The sequence below is a fragment of the Teichococcus aestuarii genome (assembly GCF_003116135.1).
Classification (GTDB): Bacteria; Pseudomonadota; Alphaproteobacteria; order Acetobacterales; family Acetobacteraceae; genus Pseudoroseomonas; species Pseudoroseomonas aestuarii.
In genome coordinates, this window is the sequence record NZ_PDOA01000024.1 from 1 (window position 1) to 17438 (window position 17438).

The 17438-nt window shown below is 64.1% G+C and carries 20 protein-coding genes and 1 pseudogene; 11 read left to right on the forward strand and 10 right to left on the reverse strand.

What is annotated here, in order from left to right; genetic code table 11:
* Positions 1-201: 201 nt before the first annotated feature.
* From CR165_RS21185 to CR165_RS24640, 8 genes are all read right to left on the reverse strand, one after another.
* Positions 202-531 (reverse strand): EexN family lipoprotein, encoded by a 330-nt coding sequence (locus CR165_RS21185; RefSeq protein ID WP_109518927.1) that lies wholly within the window; start codon positions 529-531, stop codon positions 202-204.
* Positions 531-1226, reverse strand: a complete 696-nt coding sequence (locus CR165_RS21190; protein WP_109518928.1) for a type IV secretion system protein — start codon at positions 1224-1226, stop codon at positions 531-533. The genes CR165_RS21185 and CR165_RS21190 overlap by 1 nt, the downstream gene beginning before the upstream one ends.
* Positions 1227-1337: 111 nt before the next feature.
* On the reverse strand, positions 1338-3746 hold the full coding sequence (locus CR165_RS21195) for a VirB4 family type IV secretion/conjugal transfer ATPase (RefSeq protein WP_109518929.1): 2409 nt from the start codon (positions 3744-3746) through the stop codon (positions 1338-1340).
* Positions 3739-4110, reverse strand: coding sequence for a VirB3 family type IV secretion system protein (locus CR165_RS21200; protein WP_109518930.1), 372 nt, complete (start codon positions 4108-4110; stop codon positions 3739-3741). The genes CR165_RS21195 and CR165_RS21200 overlap by 8 nt, the downstream gene beginning before the upstream one ends.
* A 1-nt stretch (position 4111) precedes the next feature.
* Positions 4112-4429 (reverse strand): hypothetical protein, encoded by a 318-nt coding sequence (locus CR165_RS21205; RefSeq protein ID WP_146201974.1) that lies wholly within the window; start codon positions 4427-4429, stop codon positions 4112-4114.
* Positions 4407-5129, reverse strand: a complete 723-nt coding sequence (locus tag CR165_RS21210; RefSeq protein ID WP_146201975.1) for a transglycosylase SLT domain-containing protein — start codon at positions 5127-5129, stop codon at positions 4407-4409. Before CR165_RS21210 ends, CR165_RS21205 begins: the two co-directional genes overlap by 23 nt.
* A 30-nt stretch (positions 5130-5159) precedes the next feature.
* Positions 5160-5504, reverse strand: coding sequence for a hypothetical protein (locus CR165_RS21215; protein ID WP_109518933.1), 345 nt, complete (start codon positions 5502-5504; stop codon positions 5160-5162).
* 421 nt (positions 5505-5925) lie between these two features.
* Positions 5926-6162: a hypothetical protein gene (locus CR165_RS24640; protein ID WP_146201976.1), complete on the reverse strand. Its 237-nt coding sequence runs from the start codon at positions 6160-6162 to the stop codon at positions 5926-5928.
* Positions 6163-6485: 323 nt separating this feature from the next.
* Between CR165_RS24640 and CR165_RS21220 the strand changes: the two genes are divergently transcribed.
* The 7 genes and pseudogenes from CR165_RS21220 to CR165_RS25775 all read left to right on the forward strand — a co-directional run bounded on the left by CR165_RS21220 (position 6486) and on the right by CR165_RS25775 (position 12574).
* Positions 6486-6857: a hypothetical protein gene (locus CR165_RS21220; protein ID WP_109518934.1), complete on the forward strand. Its 372-nt coding sequence runs from the start codon at positions 6486-6488 to the stop codon at positions 6855-6857.
* A 346-nt stretch (positions 6858-7203) separates the two neighbouring features.
* Positions 7204-8544, forward strand: coding sequence for a plasmid replication protein RepC (gene repC / locus CR165_RS21225; RefSeq protein WP_181378277.1), 1341 nt, complete (start codon positions 7204-7206; stop codon positions 8542-8544).
* Positions 8545-8665: 121 nt separating this feature from the next.
* A complete protein-coding gene (locus CR165_RS21230) occupies positions 8666-8908 on the forward strand; it encodes a hypothetical protein (protein ID WP_109518936.1) in 243 nt (80 codons plus the stop codon).
* Between the two features lie 9 nt (positions 8909-8917).
* Positions 8918-10219: an ISL3 family transposase gene (locus CR165_RS21235; protein WP_109518937.1), complete on the forward strand. Its 1302-nt coding sequence runs from the start codon at positions 8918-8920 to the stop codon at positions 10217-10219.
* Between the two features lie 56 nt (positions 10220-10275).
* Positions 10276-10485, forward strand: a pseudogene (locus CR165_RS21240) (transposase domain-containing protein); the annotation flags it as partial.
* A gap of 657 nt (positions 10486-11142) precedes the next feature.
* Positions 11143-11763: a hypothetical protein gene (locus CR165_RS24645; RefSeq protein ID WP_146201978.1), complete on the forward strand. Its 621-nt coding sequence runs from the start codon at positions 11143-11145 to the stop codon at positions 11761-11763.
* A 127-nt stretch (positions 11764-11890) separates the two neighbouring features.
* A complete protein-coding gene (locus CR165_RS25775; protein WP_245906652.1) occupies positions 11891-12574 on the forward strand; it encodes a hypothetical protein in 684 nt (227 codons plus the stop codon).
* A gap of 495 nt (positions 12575-13069) precedes the next feature.
* Here CR165_RS25775 and CR165_RS21255 read toward each other — a convergent pair whose 3' ends face one another.
* Entirely contained in the window at positions 13070-14017 is a 948-nt protein-coding gene (locus CR165_RS21255; protein WP_109518938.1) for a replication protein RepA, read from the reverse strand.
* Positions 14018-14587: 570 nt separating this feature from the next.
* On the opposite strand from CR165_RS21255, the gene CR165_RS21260 reads away from it, so the two are divergent.
* The 4 genes from CR165_RS21260 to CR165_RS21275 are packed head-to-tail and all read left to right on the forward strand — an operon-like array spanning position 14588 to position 16132.
* Positions 14588-15205 carry a ParA family protein gene (locus CR165_RS21260; RefSeq protein ID WP_218014952.1) on the forward strand — a complete coding sequence of 206 codons (618 nt, stop codon included), beginning with the start codon at positions 14588-14590 and terminating at the stop codon, positions 15203-15205.
* On the forward strand, positions 15202-15477 hold the full coding sequence (locus tag CR165_RS21265) for a hypothetical protein (RefSeq protein WP_099097443.1): 276 nt from the start codon (positions 15202-15204) through the stop codon (positions 15475-15477). Before CR165_RS21260 ends, CR165_RS21265 begins: the two co-directional genes overlap by 4 nt.
* Positions 15478-15513: 36 nt before the next feature.
* A complete protein-coding gene (locus tag CR165_RS21270) occupies positions 15514-15813 on the forward strand; it encodes a hypothetical protein (RefSeq protein ID WP_146201979.1) in 300 nt (99 codons plus the stop codon).
* Positions 15814-15841: 28 nt separating this feature from the next.
* Positions 15842-16132, forward strand: coding sequence for a hypothetical protein (locus CR165_RS21275; RefSeq protein WP_099097441.1), 291 nt, complete (start codon positions 15842-15844; stop codon positions 16130-16132).
* Between the two features lie 202 nt (positions 16133-16334).
* Here the strand turns inward: CR165_RS21275 and CR165_RS21280 are convergent, their stop codons facing one another.
* On the reverse strand, positions 16335-17411 hold the full coding sequence (locus CR165_RS21280; RefSeq protein WP_109518941.1) for an IS5 family transposase: 1077 nt from the start codon (positions 17409-17411) through the stop codon (positions 16335-16337).
* Between the last annotated feature and the right edge of the window lie 27 nt (positions 17412-17438).

The window sequence follows — 17438 nt, forward strand, 5'->3', positions numbered from 1 at the left end:
TCCGCCACGACGCCGCGGAAGGCCGCCCAAGCCAAGAGGTGCCGATCCCAGCAACGGCTGATCCCCAAAACCCAAACTGGGGAATTTTACCTCGGCACTTCTGAGGATGATTCAGGCGGCGTTGACACCAGCGATGACATTGTCCATCGCGCGGATGGTCAGGCCATCGAAGTATGTGACCCATTGCTCGTACATAGCCGCTCAGATCCTGCCGCAGTACTGACCGAACATCCCACGCTGGCTCTCTGGCTTCTTGCATGCGTCCTGGATGGCACCGCGCATCAGCGGGCTTTCCGTCGGATCGAAGCCGGGAATAGGCGAGGATGGCGCGATCTTCTTGGCGCGCTCGCGATCCTCGGCCTTTTGCGCGTTGCCGCAGACCGGATCCTGACCCAGCCGCATGTCGTCGCGACATTTCCGCAGCCAGGCGCCGCGCTCCGCCGGATGCGCCTGGAACCACGGGATGTCGTGCTCCGCCGCCATGGCGGCGGTCGCGGTGAGCAGGAGCATCGCCAGAGCGAAACGGCGCATCACCAGCCTCCCAGGGCGCCAGCGGTGGCCTCGGCATGGCGATCCACGTCCTGCCGCCATTGCTGCTCGTAGCGCTGCTGCGTCACCCTATTGTCCGCTTCCAGCAGCATCTGCGTCTGCTGCAGCTGCACCTGCTGCAGCGCCAGCTTCTGGCCCACCAGGGCGATCCCCGCCTGATGCGCGGCCACCGCGGTGCCGTCCGGCTGCGCCTCGATCTCGGCCTGCATACGGTCGAGTGAGGCCATTTGCGCCTGCGCATCCACCAGCGCCTGCTCGCTCATGGCCTTGGCATTGGCGGTGACGGTCTCACGGCGGGTCATCTCGCGGGTCCATTGATCCACCGTCGGCGGGATGTAGAGGCGATCGAGGTCGATCTGCCCGGCGGCCCTCCCCAGGGTGGAGGCGCCGCGCATGGCGCCCATCAGCTCGCCCGGCAGCGGCAGGTTGGAACTGGACAGGCCCCCCACAGCGCCGGTCAGCCCGCCGATGCTGGTGGCGTGGCTGATGGCGTTGTAGGTGGCGACCAGCTGGCGGTACTGCATCTGCATCTCGCGGATCTGCGTCAGCAGCCGCTCGGCCTGCAGGATGTTGTAGGTGGCGTTGCCGGGATCCCAGACCACCCATTGCGCCTTGGCGGACGGAGATCCGGCGCCGAGGAGGGCCGCGCCGACCGAGGCCAGCAGGAAGCGCTTCATGGGGTTCTCCCTCCGCTATCGTCCGGCGCCGTCAGGTCAGCACCTCGTGGTGGTCCACTTGCCGGGGCTCGTCTGGTCAGTGTCCGGCTCTCATGATGGTCCACTGCTCTCTCAGGGACCGGCCTGGGCGCCTTCCCGCAGCCGCCGCCAGAACACCGGCAGCCAGACCGACGGATCCTGGCCATGGTTGCCAATGGTGTCGGCCATCAGCCTGATCGTGCCGGCGCGGCTGGACAGCACCGCCAGGTGCTCGGGCAGCGCTCCAAGATCCATCAGGCAGCGCACAGCGTAGCTCTCCCGCATCAGGATCTTGGAGCGCGGGCCGACCAGCATGTCGCGGCTGACCGCCTGATAGATGCGCGGTGAGCAGCCCAGCCCCTCGACATAGCTGTCGCGGCGGGCATCCGGATTGGCGTAGAGCACCCTAGTCTTGGCCTGGGCGATCAGCGAGGCGCCCACCGGGTGCTCCAGGATGTGCTCGGGCTGCTGAATGGCGAGGTCGAGCGAAACCTCCTTCTTGCGCCCGGTGAGCACCAGATCCTCGAAGCCGCGCGCGAAGCGCATCTCCGGGGCGCCGTTCACCATGGCAATGGGCGGCATGTAGGCGCGCCCCTCATCGGCATGCACCACGACGCGGCGGCCATCGGCGACCAGCCCGGTGCGGTAGAGCAGGTAGGCCGCCAGCGGCGGCATCACCGCCGCGTCCTCCAGCACCTCGGTCGGATCGACGCTGGCGAAGGGCGAGTCGAAGTCCAGGCGATCCACCTCGCCATCGAAGGCCCAGCCGCGCGCGTTGCCGCGGCACCAGACCTCCAGCCGGGCGCCATCGCCCAGGGCATCCCCGTGGTCGAGGAACTGGCGCACCCCGGCCAGGCTGCGCAGGGCGGCGGGCATGCGCATCACCCAGGCGATGCCCTTGTCGAGGCGGCGGTTGCTGTCGGGCCGCAGCGCGCCACGCCCATCGGCCATGATCAGGCCGGAGATGAATTCGTGCAGCCAAGCGCGATTGGTCTCGGTGTTGTCGAGGCCGCGCAGCGGTGCCGCGCCACTGTCCTGGCCGCGGCGGATGCGGGCCACCGGCCCGCCCATGGCGCGCACCAGGATCTCGTTGGCGCCGTCCTTGTCAAAGAGGATCTGACTGCCGCCCTGGCCGCCGACCAGCGGGTCCAGCATCACCGCGTCGAAGGCCATGTCCAACGTCTTGCCGGAGCCGGTCGGCCCAAAGCGCAGCCGGTGGCCGACATCGCGCAGGTGCCACGGCACCTCGTAAGGCGTGTTGCCGACCGTGCGGACGCGGTAGAGCGGCCTGCCCCAATGGTGACTGGCATCGCCCCGGGGATGCGCGTGCATCGATGACATGGCGGCGAACGCGACGCTCGGCAGCCCGCCGGCCCGGCCGCGCAGATAATGCGGCGAGCCGGGCAGCTGCGCCCAGAAGGCGCCCTCGACCCCAGCATCCTCGGTGGCCACCACAGCGCCGGCATCGGTCACCGCATTGCGGGCCCGGGCGCCCCATTCCTCCAGATCCGCCAGCCGGTCGGCGTGCACGGCGAGCGACCAGAGATGCTCGCCCAGCACATGCTCACCCCGGTCCACCGCATCCATCGCCTCGTCCAGTTCCAGGCGGAGCGACACGGCGCGGTCGCCAGCATTGCTCATATGGCGCGCCCGCAGCGCCATCTTGTCGCTGGCGCTGGTGCGGCCGAAGAACCCGAAGGAATTGGTCAGCACAAAGCGGAAGGGCTGGCCGATCAGCTGGTCGAACATGCCGACCCGCCAGCGGGCCGGATAGATCCGGAAGCCCAGCATCAGCCCGTGCGGGCACTCGGCATAGTCCCGGGCCGGGACCTCGACGCGAAACGCCTTGTCGGCGAAGGTGATGCGGTCATTGTACAGCGCGGCGCCCATCTGCCCGCCCTCGACCAGCGGCATCGGCATCCAGCGGGCATAGAGCACCATCCGGTGCGCCTCGGCGATCTCGCTGAACAGCACGCCGCCCTCCTCCCGCACACCGAGCCGGCGCGGCTGGAAACCCGCCAGGGCACTCAGGGCGGCGCGGACCTTGTCCTGCAGCATGGACAGACGCCGATCGAGCCCGAGGTCGCGCCCAGGCTTGCGGCGGCGCAGCACCAGCGGTGCGCGCGGCCGGACGATCAGGGTCAGGAACCAGGTGGTGCCGCGCAGCCCAGCCAGGCAGGCCTGGTAGTCCCGCACCAGCGCGTCGCCGTAGAAGGTACGATGTTCCGCCGGCGGAAGAGGGCGCACGCTGTCGTGCTGAACCAGGTGTTCATAGATGGTGAGTTCCGGCTCCGCAATGTTGCGGAACAGCTCGGCCCGGACGGCATGGACGGTGTTGAGCGCCGCATTGCCGGCAAGCTCGAAGGGGTGGCCCTCCACCTCAATGACAGCGCAGAGCGAGCCGTCCCGCATCATCACCACGTCCGGTGCGACATGCCCGTGGTGGGTCGCATAGGTCGTCGCGGTCCGCTCGAACAGCGCGGAGGCCAGGCTGTCAAACATGCCAGAGCCCCCTCACCTCCTGCCGGCGATGCCGCGGGCTGAGCGGGAAATGGGTGATTGTCGCGCCGCCCCAGCGCGGCGCGTCAAAGGCGGCGCTGGAGGTGCGGAACCAGACCCCGATCACCGCCAGCGCGTACCAGTCGCGCTCCACCCACCAGCGCAGCGGCGCCCAGATGGCGACAAAGAGGCCGGCGGCGCTGATGGTGCCCGACAGCCCGCCCCAGAACATCGCCAACTCGACACAGACCAGCCCCAGCAGCAGGCAGGCCGAGAACGGCAGACCGATCCAGGGCACCAGCGGTGGCCGGGTGGCACCCAGCGGGATCATCCCCTCCCTGCGGTCGACCTCCTCGGCCCCGCTCATCTCAGATGCCCATCCAGCCGACGATGGTCTCGAGATTGGCCACCACCAGGCCACCACCGAGGACGCAAAGGATGGCGGCACCGCGGAACTGCCACAGGAACAGCATCACGCCGACCAGACCAACCGCCGCCATGGCCAGGCCGCGGATCCAGGTGCTGCGGGCCCATTCGACACCCAGGGTGAAGGGATCGCCGCCCTGGGCCAGGGCGACATCCGGCAGGAGAAGCCCGGCCAGCAGCGCGAGGGAAAGGGCGCCGAGGATGCGGTGTCGCGCGCCAGCCCGGCGGGCCAACGCTTTATGGGCGAAGAGGGACGTCATTCGGACCTTCCATGGTGATGCCGCGCAGCCTGGCCGGCGCCGCCGGTTCAGGATCGGACGGCGGGGATTCCGCAGCATCCGGCTGCGGGCAGCGCGCCCAGACATCCCACGCCGGCACATCACAGCGCAGGCGTGCGGAGATGGGAGCGTCAGGGCGAGGCGGCGGCACCGCGGTCGTGCCATCGGCATCGCGACGGCGGAGCGCGGGCACGATCTCGGTCTGGTAGGCGGTGTGAACCTTGCCAACATAGCCATTGCTCAGGCCGCGCGCCGGGGTGCCGGTGTTGTAGCAGGAGAGCATGGCGTCCAGGCGCTCGGGCTCGGGCCGGTCGCCGCCAAAGCGCGACCAGCAATCGACCAGGACGTCGGCGGCCACGGACAAGGCCGTGCAGGGGTCAAAGGCAGCGGTGACCGGCAAACTCAGACGCTGCAGATGACCGGCGCGGTAGTTGATCTGCGCCAAGCCCAGGTCGATGTTGTCGATGCCGCCCGACAGCAGATCCTCGACCGCGGCGGCTGCCTCGTCAGCCGAGCCAAAACGCCGCGAGGAGGTGGTGCGGCCTGCCGCGTTCGTCGCGACGGCGAAGGGATGAAAACCGCTTTCCGTGCTGATGACGGCCAGAAGCGTGCCACGATCCACGGTCGGCGCGCAGACAGGGGCCATGGCGAGCACGGCAGATAGGGTCAACGCAGCACTCACCGGGGGTTTCCGTCCGGCGGTGCATGGCGCTTAGCGGTCGGATGCCCCGTCGGGCCGATCCGAAGGCATTGGCTCGCCCGCTGCCGCGAACAGCGTGCGGTACTTGCGGAGCTTGGGATCGTCGGCCTCATGCAGGACCATTGGGCCCGGGTAACGCAGCTCCTCGCGGACAAAGCCGACCAGACGGGTAAGGTCGCGCCAGGAACGGGTGCCCTGGCCGCCCCACAGGCCAATGGCCACGTAGCCGCGGCGCCAGGAGGCGGCGAAGTAAGGCACAAATTCGGCCCGGCCGTCGGCCCCGCGCTTTGTGACGACAATGACGTTCTCGATGCGGCCACCCTCGGCAATCGCCGCGCGCGCGTCCCCCTCGGCCATGAACTGTGGCACCCGGCCTGCTCTCCCTTTTGGAGGAGAGGGGTATCGGATGATTCGGGGCCGCTGGGCAACTCACGGGCTGAAAGGGCAGCCGCCCTTGCCCAGGCCGGGCCTTGATCAAGGCTTCCGGAGCCGAGCGACAATGGGGCAAGGCGAATGGGCGCAGGAGCCTCCGCAGGGGCTGCAATAGAAGATGGCGTTCCAGCAGAGCAGGCACGAGGCCGTACCGACGGACGCAGGATGATCAGTGCCGTCGCGTGCCATTGGTTGCCCGCCCCGGGCTTGGTCTTCGAGATCACAGACCTGCCCTCATCACCATCCGAGCCGCTCATCGCTGCATCACCACTGTCGCCAAGCTCGAAAAGAGGATTTGCCAATTCTCTAATCCTCTCGGACCTCAGGAGTGGAGAGTAGGAGTGTGTTAATGCTTCAGCAACCCGGTTTTGGCGAGAAGGAAAAGAAAATGCAACCCAGGCGTGTCCGATCTTATTGATGATTCTGCACAGGCAATATTGCGCTCTCGCAAGATCGAGTTCGTCTTCTTCAAGGTGTGATCTACAGAGATGCGGGCTCTGCGCTTCATAGAAGCAGAATCGATCGCTGCATGTTGGCGCTGAGAAAGCGGTTGAGCGTTGTGGGGATCGGTGAGCAGATCCATGTCAGTCGATATCGGCCCTGCGGCTACACCCAACATCGTGCGGGTTGCTCCCCAAGGGATAAACGACGCGGTGCATTCGCGGCTCCGCCTCCGCAGATCTGCGACGGGAAGCCGTCAGCAAAGGCGCGGCGACCCCTCGGCGTTGAGGAGGTCGACGGCCTCCAAGGAACTCCTCAGAGGGCGATGATCTCGCCCCTGCCGGCGATAGCCCGGCTCAAAACCTGTCATTCTGGCTCATTCGGGGGTTTTCGGGCATCCTCCCTGCGGGAATCCACTCCGCGGTGGAGCCCGCCAAGGGAACTGGAGCCTGTTGGATACCGAGCATGGTGCGCCCGCTGACCGAGAGAACGGCCAACATGGCCAAGCTGGACGCCCCTCTGCCCGCAGGCTTTGTGGAAGCCATCCAGCAGCTCGTGGAGGAGCGCAACCGCCAGGGTGGCCCTGGCCACAAGCGGCTCTACGCTCGGGACCTGCACGAGGAAGCTCTTCGTGAACTGATAGGACGAGCTGAGGCCGGGGAGGCCATCCTGTTCCTGGCGCCGCCATCCGCGAAGGGCCGCAGATCGTTCTGGATCGACCAGGATCTCAAACAGGGCATTGATCGATTGGCGACTAAACATGGCGTCACAAGAACGGCCGTATTCTTGACGGCCTTGCACAGCTACCTGGAGCGGCAACACGCTCCTTCCAGCTGAGCCTCCAATTATAAAAATACGCGGTATGCGGATCTTTATGGCTGGACATCCGCTCCACCCTGGCGGCAAGCTGGTTCTGCTCGCTTCGGTTGAACCAAAGCGGGCATGATCTCAACCGCCTTACAAGAGCGATGATGGCGCGCTGATACAAGAAAACGGCCGGTGCCTGGCAGCACCGACCGTTCCTGAATTTGGAAACCCTAAACTGGGCCCCTCTTGCAGACCCAGGATAGGAATTGGCCTCCCTTCCCGTCAAGCAACGTCTTGCCTGACGAGAGGACAGCCATGCCTGCCGAGTTCAGGCGGCGCGCTCGCGAGGAGCGAGCCTGTGACAAGATACCAATTTGTGCCACGGAAGACCGGCCGGAGACGCACAACCGGCGCTCAGCTGCGAGCCACCGCGGATCTCTCCGGACGCCTCGAGGAACTCGAGCGTGGACGCGTGCTCGCGGCCTTCAAGGCGGCGGCTCCGGCCCTGGGCTATGCGCCTTGCGTGGTGCATATGCTGGACCTGCTGTTCCGCTACTCTCGAGACGAAGACTGGCAGGCCGGGCAACGCCGCTACGTCTGGCCCTCCAACGAAGTGCTGATGGAGAGCACGGGATTGACGCTCAGCGGCGTTCGTAAGCGGCTACGACGGCTCATCGATCTCGGCCTGATCCGCGCCCACGACATCGGCACAGGGCGGCGCTGGGGACAGCGAGACTCCCAGACCGGGTGCATCCTGCAGGCGTCGGGCTTCGATCTCAGCCCCGTGGGCGAGCGCATGGCCGAGTTCACCGCATTGGCTGACGCGGTGAAGGCGCGTCGTCGTGAGGTGAAGATCCGGCGCCGGGAGTGCAGCGCCTGGTCACGCAGAATACTCTCGCTCACCGACCATGGGATCGCGGTCGAACTGGTCGAGGTGGATTGGCCATCCCTGGCATCAGAGGCCGAGAGGCTCGCCGCCCTGGCCCGGACCGAGGACGATCCCCTGGAGCTTGCTTCGATTGAGGTCCGTCTCCGTCGCCTGCACGAGGAGGCCGAGCGGCGATTTCGGGTCGTCTCGTCGAGCGTGGAAGCGGTGGACAGTGCACCCCAGGATGCGCTGCAGGACACCCTTATTACACCTACAAACCAGCTTTCTATTGCTGAAGCAATTGCAGCAGGGGGCAGCAGTCCAGCGCGCGACGCTGGCGTTGGAACGACCAGCTCCGGCATGATCAAGCAGCCTGCGGCAGGGGAGCGATCTGGCCGAAGCAACGACGTACTCCATGGATTTCCCATGAGTCCGGCCCTATTGCTGCATCTCATCCCCGCCTACAGGGATTGGGTGCGTTCGGCCGCACCAGCCTGGGACGACATCCAGCAGGCTTGTGACGTGGTGCGCAGTCAGCTGGAGATCTCGCCACAGGTCTACGGTCATGCCAGGGTGGCGTTCGGGACGACCGGAGCACTGGTCGCGATCGGCACCATTGCCGTCAAGCACGCCGCGCAGCGCGTCCACAATCCTGCAGGCTACCTGCGGCGCATGATCGAGCGGCATCGGACCGGTGATCTGCATCTCGATCGAACATTGCACGGACTTGCCGCAGCCGCGGCCCAGGAAAGTCGAGGTCGCGGACTGTCGCGTGGCCCGGCGCATCGCCAGAAAGTTACAGAACCCTCGGCTCTTCCTCTATCCCAACGCGGAGCCTCAACACCTTGATCGGCCGAAGAGTGGCCTCGTTTGGGGGTGTTTTCTGCCGGTCCCCCCTCTCCTACGCCGCCTTTGTCAATCGCCTCTTTGTTCTTGATTCGTTCTCAGAGTCGCATTTAGCGTCACGCTCATGCCCGAGCACCCTGCCCTTCCCGCCCCCCTTCCCCTGCCGCCCGGCCACAGCGTCGCCGCCTCCGAGGAGGTCGCCGACGCCCTGGCCTGCGCGCTGCGCTATGACGAGCGCGGCAAGCCGCGCCCCTCCGGCGGCGAGCTGGTGGCCAGCCTCGCCGCCGAGCATCTGGTGAAGCATCTGGAGCGCGTGGGCTTCCTGGTGCTCAAGCGGCCGCCGGCCCCGCTGCACAGCGCCGGCTAGGAGCGTGCCATGCCGGCCCCGGACGCCACGCTGCGCGATCTCCGGGCCACGCTCGCCAGGATCGAGCGCGGCGGCCCGGGCGAGACGCAGCCCTCCCTTTCCCTCTCTCCTCCAATCGATGAGCACCTGCCCGGCGGCGGCCTGGCGCGCGGCGCGCTGCACGAGGTCCAGGCCACCGATGACTGGGCCCGGCGCCGCGGCCACCGCTACGGAACCATCCTCGTTGACCTGGAGCGCAATCGGGTGCTCGATCTTCTGCCCGACCGGCAGGCGGAGACCCTGAGTGGCTGGCTGCGCCGGCATCCTGGCATCGAGGTCATCGCCCGCGACCGGGCCTGCGCCTATGCCGATGGCGCTCGCCAGGGCGCGCCCAGCGCTGTGCAGGTTGCCGACCGCTGGCATCTGCTCCGCAACCTCGGCGATGCCGTCCAGGCGGTGGTGGAGCGCCACCATGCTGTCATTCGACGGGTCGGGAGGGACGTGGTGGCTGATGGCGCCATCAGAACGGCGGCAGCTGTTGCCACCCTGGCCATTCCCTCCGCGGCCCAGCCGCGCAAAGCGTCCGGACAGTCGTGGCGGCAGGCGCGCTACGAGGAAGCCGCCCGAATGCACGCCGCTGGCGCCTCTATCAGCCACGTGGCCCGCCAGCTTGGCGCCGATCGCAAGACGCTCCGTCGCTGGCTGCGGGCCGGAGTTGCCCCAAGCTGGCGCATGCCGCGGCGAGGCAGCATCCTTGATCGATACCACGCCACCCTTGAGCGGCGCTGGGCGGAGGGCTGCCGCAACGCGGCCCGGCTGTGGCGGGAACTGGTGCGCGCTGGCTTTGCAGGTCGTCCTTCCGTTGTCAGGGCCTGGGCTACCGAGCGGCGTCGGCACGAGCCTGCCGCATCGCCGGCCGGAGCAGCCGGAGGGCAGAGCTGGCAGCGACCGCCATTTCGATGCACGACGCGCCTGCTCATGGCAGGCAGCGAGTTGCTAGCCGACCCAGACCGTACATTCGTCACACGCCTGCTGGAGAAAGCACCGGCGCTGCAGGCAACGATAGGTGCCGCAAAGCGCATCATCCGCCTGCTGCGGCGGCAAAGTGACGACAGGCTCGATGAGCCGCTGGACGACGCTGCCGCCACCCCTCTCGCAAGCTTCGTCGCCGAGTTGCGCAAAGACATCGCGGCTGTGCAAGCCGCACTTGATCTGCCCTGGAGTACCAGCCCTGTCGAGGGGCAGATCAACCGGCTCAAGATGACCAAGCGCACCATGTACGGCCGCGCGAGCTTCGAGCTCCTCCGCGCCCGCGTCCTCCATGCCACATGACATCGAACAGCAGCACGGGAAATGCGGGAGAACCCGGTTCTCAGTGGCAATCAACAGCTTGGCTATTCGCAGGCAGTGGCCGTGGCGGCGAGCGGGCCGCGATGATCTACGCGCTCATCACCACCGCGAAGCTGAACGACGTCGACCCGCGCGCCTGGCTCGCCGATGTGCTCGCCCGCATCGCCGACCATCCTGCCTCCAGGCTCGATGAACTTCTGCCCTGGAACTGGCAGCGCTCCCGAATGCCTGCGACCGCCGCCGCCTAAACGTCAATCGCGGCAATCACCGGATGAGTACCTCCATCAGCGGCTGGAGCAGCTGCTTCGGGGCTTCAATGCCGCCTACAATGCCCGCCGTAGGCTCACTCGTGGCAAGCCTGAAGGGCAGGCTGGGCCAGAAGACATCGCCAGGGCCTGCCTCATCGTGGAAAGCGCCAAGGACGTCTCACAACCCGACACTCGCAGATCTCCGGCGAGATATGGGATGGAAGGGCTAGCTCTGCCTAGCGAGCAAGCGTGCTGTTGATGCGTCGGGTCGCCTCGTTCCAAAGCTGCCGCGGATCGAGCGCTTATTGCTGACAATTATGGGGCTGCAGGCCTGGCCTAATCAATCCGACCAGCAGGCAGAAATCTGCACCCGGACAGGGGAAGGGGAGCAGGGGTCTGTGCCCCTAGGAACCCCGGGAGCACCGGAGAACAGGGGAGCACACGGAGCACGCGAGCACATGGAGCACCCGAAAATCTATTCATCTGACTGATATTGCTTTCGAATATTAAAATAACCTGCGCCAAATCGCGCGTCCCATGAGAGCAAGGGCAGCAAATTCGCTATATCCAGTGCCCCCTACTGCCTCTTTAAGGCGATCCAATCCCGCGTTCTGCTGCGCCCAACCAATCATGTTCAGGACAGCGGCGCCATGGCATTTGGTCATCAGCAAGACTGTGCAGTGGATGAAGGTGATGGCTAACGGACGACAATCAAAGGCTAAACGGGCGAACATGGCTGAACGGGCTCAGCAGATGATGGAGGTGCACTTTCCGAATGTCTCGCCGGTCTTCCTGTGGCATCGCAAGAAGAACGACGGCTTCACCACCATCCTCCGCACCATGCCCATCATCATGCAGGCGATCGACGATAACTCGAAGGGCACGCCGGCCGGGCACACCTTACTTTCGCTGTGGGCACGATCACCCGATCACTCGGTTGTGGTGATCGAGAACCCGTCTACCTTTGCCGCCGAAGCAGGCTTCATTGGCGAGCGCGCCGTAGATACGTGGCGCAAGCGCATGAAGAAGCTGCGTGAGATGTGGATGATCACGACGAAAGAGGGGCCATCGGGTGAATTCCATTATGTGCTTCTATGGAATCCCAACGTCGGCCTCGAATACATGAGGATGGCGAAGAAAGTACAGGACGGAGTTTATGGTCGATTTATTGATCAACTTATGGAAATTGGCGCATATTCAGATCTAGAAGAATTTCGCGAGTTTCTAAAGGAACACCAAGAAGCGGAAGCGCAGAAAGCTGCAGCGACTACAGTATAAATGCAAGAATAGAACAGAATTCAAGCAAAGAAAAACCCCGCTTAGGGCGGGGTTTCTCAGGATCTTCTGCTGTCCTCGGGAGGAGGCTTACGCCAACAAGACCCAAGGCTAGTGGTATCTATATAGGATGGAATCAGTCGTGTTGTCAATGAAAGAGCAGATTGTCGCTGTGAAGGGAGCCCTCTCGCCTGCGAGGGTGGGCACCTACGAGACGGCAGCCGGCACGCAGGGCGACACCGACCCTTCCGCGCTGAACCTCTATATCTGGAACGCCCAGATCTCGGGAGCGTTCCTGACACCTCTGCATATCTGTGAGGTGGTGCTGCGCAACGCGGTCGCGGATGCGGTCGAACAGCTCTATGGCGCACGCTGGCCCTGGGCACCAGGTTTCGAGCAGAGCCTTCCAACACCGCGTGCCGGATATAATCCGCGCCAGGACCTGTTCAACGGCCGCCGAAATGCTCACTCGGTGGGCAAGGTCATCCCCGAGCTGAAGTTCATGTTCTGGCAGAGCATGTTCACCCGCAGGCATGACGTGCGGCTTTGGAAGCCCTACCTTCGCGGTGTGCTTCCCGGCCTCGATGCTACCAAGCCGATCGCGGATCTGCGAAAGGAGATCTATGACGATCTGGAGCATGTGCGGTTGCTTCGCAACCGGATCGCCCATCACGAGCCCATCTTCACCCGCAACCTACCGGATGATCTACAGCGCATTTACCGGCTGATTGGGCTGCGATCCCAGGAAGCTACCGCATGGGTGATGTTGCACCATGATGCCCAGCTTCAGGCGCTCCTGCAGGCCAAGCCATAGCATGGCCTGCAAACCCATTGCCCATTTGCCAGCAATTTACATTGTCAGCAATATAGCTTTCACCGTTCCCGCATACTATTGGCACCCGCCCGGGGTGCCAATGTTCAACCAATTCAGCTCGCGGGCGATCTTGCGCCGGCCTTTGCCCCTGCAGCCGCCAGCCATGAGGTCCAATGCCCGCGGCGCCGGCCGCTCCAAGAGCCCTTGCGGTATTGGCCAGCTTCAGCGCATCGAGCGGGCGTCCTGCGATGGACACCCTGAAGGGCAGCAAGCTCACGAACTGAAGGAGCTGCGTTTCACGGCCGACGATGGGGTATGGCGAATTGCCTTTGCCTTCGGCGGTCGTAGACATTGAAGAATCCAGGCTGGCTCCCGTTTACTGAAGCTAATGAATTAGGTCAGCATTGCCCGCTCGAGGTTTCCGAGACATTTGGCTGATCCACAACAGCGTACTGGACTTCGGTAGGAAAACGAGAGCTGGATTCTAGAAGGACTCTAGCATTTTGGCAGAGAGCGAGATGCCACCAGTGTGAGCCGTCCGTTTCGCCCGGCCACCGGGGGATGGCTGGGCTTTAGGAGTAGACCTCGCTCCTCCTCGTCGATTTGGGCATCAGGGTAGACAGCGAGAGCCAATGAGAGGGTCTCGCGAAATTTACGGCGGAAGTTGTCAATCCTACCATAGCCCTGCCCAAACTGTGCGTAGAGCGCCCGCCAAGATACTGGTGTTGGCCCGCTCAGGGCATGTAACCGGTAGGCTAGCCAGCAATACACATCTAGTGCCATTGAGTTATTAGCGAGCTGCCGTACCGCTGATTCTTCGATAGGTACGGGATGTTTTTTTAGCTGATCGTAGAAGGTCTGCGACAGCGTAGCGGTCTCGATAAACATCGAGCCCTTCTTATCGCCATCGTCTACGAACATCGCGGTATCTAGGATAAGCTGGTTGACCAGCCCTGCCCGCCCACCCTGCATGATCTGAAAGGACATACGGCAGCGGCTGATACGGTCAGCTTGGTCCCGTACGTCCCTCATGGATTTGCCGCCGATAGGAATAGATAGTCGCCGTAGCCAGGCGTGTAGTGAGCGTCCCAGTTCGATTTCGCGTGAGCTAGTGCGGAGCGCCTCTGATTGCAAATAGAGCAGAATCAGCCGGGCACGTGAGCCGTAGGGTACGCCGACATGCATAGGCGGACCGTCCTCGACTACCCGCACGCCGGGCTGCACTATCAGCGTAACTCGGTCATTCTTTACTTGCCAGAGCGCATCGTCCGCTAAACGCTTGTGCGGTAAGGCCGCTAGTGCCCAGCCAGAATAGAGATAGCCAGTATCAGCGTCCTCGCAGGCCAGATAGGCTGCAGCGGTATCGACCACTGTGCGGTCAATGTCGGCTTCAAGTGCCTTTTCTCTGCCGAACTCCAGCAGAAGCTGGTGGACGCTGCCCATTGGCCCCTATCCCTCTCCTGAGCCTATTGCTTTGTACCCGAACCAGCCGGCCTGCAAATGCTGGACTCTGGAAGGGATAGCTAGAGCTATTTGGTTATATTCTAGTATTGCCTTCCAGAGTCCAGTGGATAACAATTATAACGCACTGATTATGCTTGGCATCCCAAAGCTTTGCTCCTACCAAAGATCAGGTGAATCCTCCCAAAGTTCAGCCCAGGGGGGGATAACTGCGGGAACAGACTCGGCGAGCACGATCCCAGCACCCTCCCAGAGTCCAGTCTTGAGATGAGTATTGATCTGCGGCTTAGCAGTGGAGGTGCCTGCCCTCCAAGCCACTCGGCCTGCGGTGGTGGCTAGGGGTGTTGACGCGACGAAATGATGAGGCGGACCCGTTGGTATTTCAGCGAGGTAAAGCTGCTGGAGAAGAAGGAGCCCCTCCACTTGATATTCTTCAAGGAATGCCGCCTGAGCGGTAGATCAAGGAAAACATATTCAAAGGTATAGGTTCGAACGAATGATTGACTGATTGCAATCACTCATTCAATCATGAGTGTAAGAATAAGGGATTGAATGATGCACGTTCTAGTACTGGCGAGCCGCAAGGGCGGGGTGGGCAAGACCACCATCGCCTGCCATCTCGCCGTGGAGGCCGAGCGCAGCGGCGCCGGGCCGGTCGCGGTGATCGACACCGACCCGATGCAAGGTATGGCGCAGTGGTGGGACAGCCGCACCGAGGAGACCCCGGCGCTGATCAAGGGCACGGTGGCCGAGGCCATCCCGACGCTGAAGAAGCAGGGCTTCAAGCTGCTGGTGGTCGATACCCCGCCTTCCATCGGGCCGGAGGTGGCCGAGGCCATCAAGCACGCCTCGCTGGTGATGATCCCGGTGCAGGCCAGCCCCAACGACCTGCGCGCAGTCGGCTCCACCGTTGAGGTGGTGAACGCCGCGAAGAAACCGCTCTCCTTCATCATCAACCGGGTGAAGCCGCGCGTGCGGCTGACCACCCAGGCCTATGAGGCACTGAGTCCGCACGGCACCATCGCGCCGCTGCTGGCCGACCGCACCGACTACGCAGCCGCCATGGTCGATGGGCTGACCGCCCCCGAGCTGGGCGGCAAGGGGCCAGTGCCGGAGGAGATCGGTGCCCTATGGGAATACACCGCAAAACGCCTGGAGCTGACCCCATGAGCAAGCGTCCCCTGTCGCCCCTGTCCCTTGGATCTACCCTGGCCGCCAAGGGGGAAGGCACCACCCCGGAGAACCCGGTCCCTACGGTAGTGGCACCGCCCCCGCAGCCGGCACCACCTCCTGCCACCGAGCCCCGCATCCTGCTGTCCTACCGGCCGCGCGTGTCGGTCCACGACAAGCTGCGCCGGCTGAGCTTCGATACCCGCCGCTCCATGCAGGAGATGGTCGACGAAGCCGTCGAGACATGGCTGGCCGGGCAGGGGCGTGACTGATTGATTGATTGGATGACTGATTGAGGGAATGACATAATGGCGTCAGATATGGAAAGGTACCAGGAGTTCGTGGACTGGCTGAGAGAGGCCGGCGGGTACAAGACAGTGGAGGTGAGGCGCCTTGGACGCTGGAAGGGGCTGAAGCAGAGCCAAGCCGGTGTTCAGATCATCGAGGGCAAGATGTTTGACGAAGCTGCGGCTCAGGTGTGGGTCTATGACAACCTGGGCCCGGCCATCATGGCCTTCCACGGCTGGATCGATAAGGAACCCGAGCCTAGAGGGTGGATCAGCCATCAACCATCAGGGCGCCGGCAGGACAGGAAAGTTTTTGAGTGAATGGTTGATTGATTGAAGGAAAGACGTCGTGAAGTCGGCGCCCGTAACTTGTCGCTCCGCTGGTTGGTACTGCCTGCAGCTTGGCGTAGAGAAGGCTCGCAAGGACTTCCCTGGCCAGATCGGGGCGCCGGACCCGGCGAAGGTCGAGGCCGTTTGCCTAGATGAAGCGGCTGGCGAGGCCCGCACTCTGCATGACCTGGATATCGCCCTGGACGTGATCCACATAGCGCAGATGGGCACGCTGGGCATGGATCAAGCCCGCTTTCACATCAACGCCGTGGATATGGAAGATGCCATTACCGAAGCGATGAATAAGTGAATGAATGGATGAATGAACGATTGATTGAATGAGGTCATGAAAGCACCAGAAAAGCCGCCCTCCATCACCTGGACACTTCGAAGAACCCGCCGTTGGACCTGATCAAGGGAGCAATTCGGAGCGCAGTGGTGAATCGGCCGACTGATGGAGCAGGATGACCCGCTCTGTACGGCACGCGCCAGTCTCTGGAGGGGCTGCGGTGCTAGGCGGGCGCAACTCGGGTACTGAGCCAGGCTAGGCGGGTGAAGTTATAGGCCAGATTGGCCATGCCGATTTTCACCTGGGCACGTGCCAGACCGATGGTACGCACGAACAGTGCCATGCGGTGCTTTTGCGCGGCAAAAACATGCTCGATGCCGGAGCGGATCCGGGCGCGGGTAGCATTGGCCTTGGCCTGCAGTTCGGAGAGGGGACGCCGCGGTGGCCGGCGGAACTGGATCCTCTCAGACAAGCCGCGCCGCTCCAGCACCTCCAGATTGCGCTTGGTGCGGTAGGCGGTGTCGGCCCAGACGCGGCTGGCCGTGTTCTCGGGATCGAGCAGACCATCAAAGCTCCGGCTGTCGTGCTGGGCGGCGTCGGTGACCGCCCAACGGCGGATCAGCCCATGGCGCCGGTCGATGCCGATATGGCTCTTGTAGCCGAAGACCGGCACCGCGATCTGAATGGCCTGGCGCTGATGGCCTTCTGATTTGGGCTTGGTCCTGCCGCGCTTGAGCGTCCAGCGGGCATCCTGGTCCTTCTGCGCCCGCTTGGCACGGGACCAGCCCTCTGGCGTGCCGCCCTCCCGGATGGTGGCCTTCTCCTCCAGGGTGAGCTTCTGGCGCGGTGCGGCAATGATCGTCGCGTCGATGATCTGCCCACCCATGGCCAGATAACCCTTGGACACCAGGACCTCATCAAAGCGGCGGAACAGTGCCTCGATGGCACCGGCCTGCTTGAGCTGCTCGCGATAGAGCCAGATCGTCTTGGCATCCGGCACCGTCTGGTGCAGGCCGAGACCTGCGAAGCGCATGAAGGATAGACGGTCGCGGAGCTGGAATTCGGCTTGCTCATCGGAGAGGCTGTAGAGCGCCTGCAGTACCAACACGCGGAACATTAGCACTGCGTCATAGGGTGGGCGCCCACCACGGCTGCGGTCCGACCGCGCCAGCGCCGCATCCAGCACGGGCCGGAAGATCTCGAAGTCGACCACGGCCGCGAGCCGCTCCAGCGGATCACCGGCCGCCGACAAGGCCGCGTACCGCTCGTCGACATCGAAGAAGCCAGGCTGCCCCGCCATCGCCACTGCCCCCGCTGATCGACCTGA

Excerpts from the sequence above, each read along its gene's own strand:
- CR165_RS21185 (WP_109518927.1), bottom strand. The coding sequence starts at position 531 with ATGCGCCGTTTCGCTCTGGCGATGCTCCTGCTCACCGCGACCGCCGCC.
- CR165_RS21190 (WP_109518928.1), bottom strand. The coding sequence starts at position 1,226 with ATGAAGCGCTTCCTGCTGGCCTCGGTCGGCGCGGCCCTCCTCGGCGCC.
- CR165_RS21195 (WP_109518929.1), bottom strand. The coding sequence starts at position 3,746 with ATGTTTGACAGCCTGGCCTCCGCGCTGTTCGAGCGGACCGCGACGACC.
- CR165_RS21200 (WP_109518930.1), bottom strand. The coding sequence starts at position 4,110 with ATGAGCGGGGCCGAGGAGGTCGACCGCAGGGAGGGGATGATCCCGCTG.
- CR165_RS21205 (WP_146201974.1), bottom strand. The coding sequence starts at position 4,429 with ATGACGTCCCTCTTCGCCCATAAAGCGTTGGCCCGCCGGGCTGGCGCG.
- CR165_RS21215 (WP_109518933.1), bottom strand. The coding sequence starts at position 5,504 with ATGGCCGAGGGGGACGCGCGCGCGGCGATTGCCGAGGGTGGCCGCATC.
- CR165_RS24640 (WP_146201976.1), bottom strand. The coding sequence starts at position 6,162 with ATGGATCTGCTCACCGATCCCCACAACGCTCAACCGCTTTCTCAGCGC.
- CR165_RS21220 (WP_109518934.1), top strand. The coding sequence starts at position 6,486 with ATGGTGCGCCCGCTGACCGAGAGAACGGCCAACATGGCCAAGCTGGAC.
- CR165_RS21230 (WP_109518936.1), top strand. The coding sequence starts at position 8,666 with ATGCCCGAGCACCCTGCCCTTCCCGCCCCCCTTCCCCTGCCGCCCGGC.
- CR165_RS21235 (WP_109518937.1), top strand. The coding sequence starts at position 8,918 with ATGCCGGCCCCGGACGCCACGCTGCGCGATCTCCGGGCCACGCTCGCC.
- CR165_RS25775 (WP_245906652.1), top strand. The coding sequence starts at position 11,891 with ATGGAATCAGTCGTGTTGTCAATGAAAGAGCAGATTGTCGCTGTGAAG.
- CR165_RS21255 (WP_109518938.1), bottom strand. The coding sequence starts at position 14,017 with ATGGGCAGCGTCCACCAGCTTCTGCTGGAGTTCGGCAGAGAAAAGGCA.
- CR165_RS21260 (WP_218014952.1), top strand. The coding sequence starts at position 14,588 with ATGATGCACGTTCTAGTACTGGCGAGCCGCAAGGGCGGGGTGGGCAAG.
- CR165_RS21265 (WP_099097443.1), top strand. The coding sequence starts at position 15,202 with ATGAGCAAGCGTCCCCTGTCGCCCCTGTCCCTTGGATCTACCCTGGCC.
- CR165_RS21270 (WP_146201979.1), top strand. The coding sequence starts at position 15,514 with ATGGCGTCAGATATGGAAAGGTACCAGGAGTTCGTGGACTGGCTGAGA.
- CR165_RS21280 (WP_109518941.1), bottom strand. The coding sequence starts at position 17,411 with ATGGCGGGGCAGCCTGGCTTCTTCGATGTCGACGAGCGGTACGCGGCC.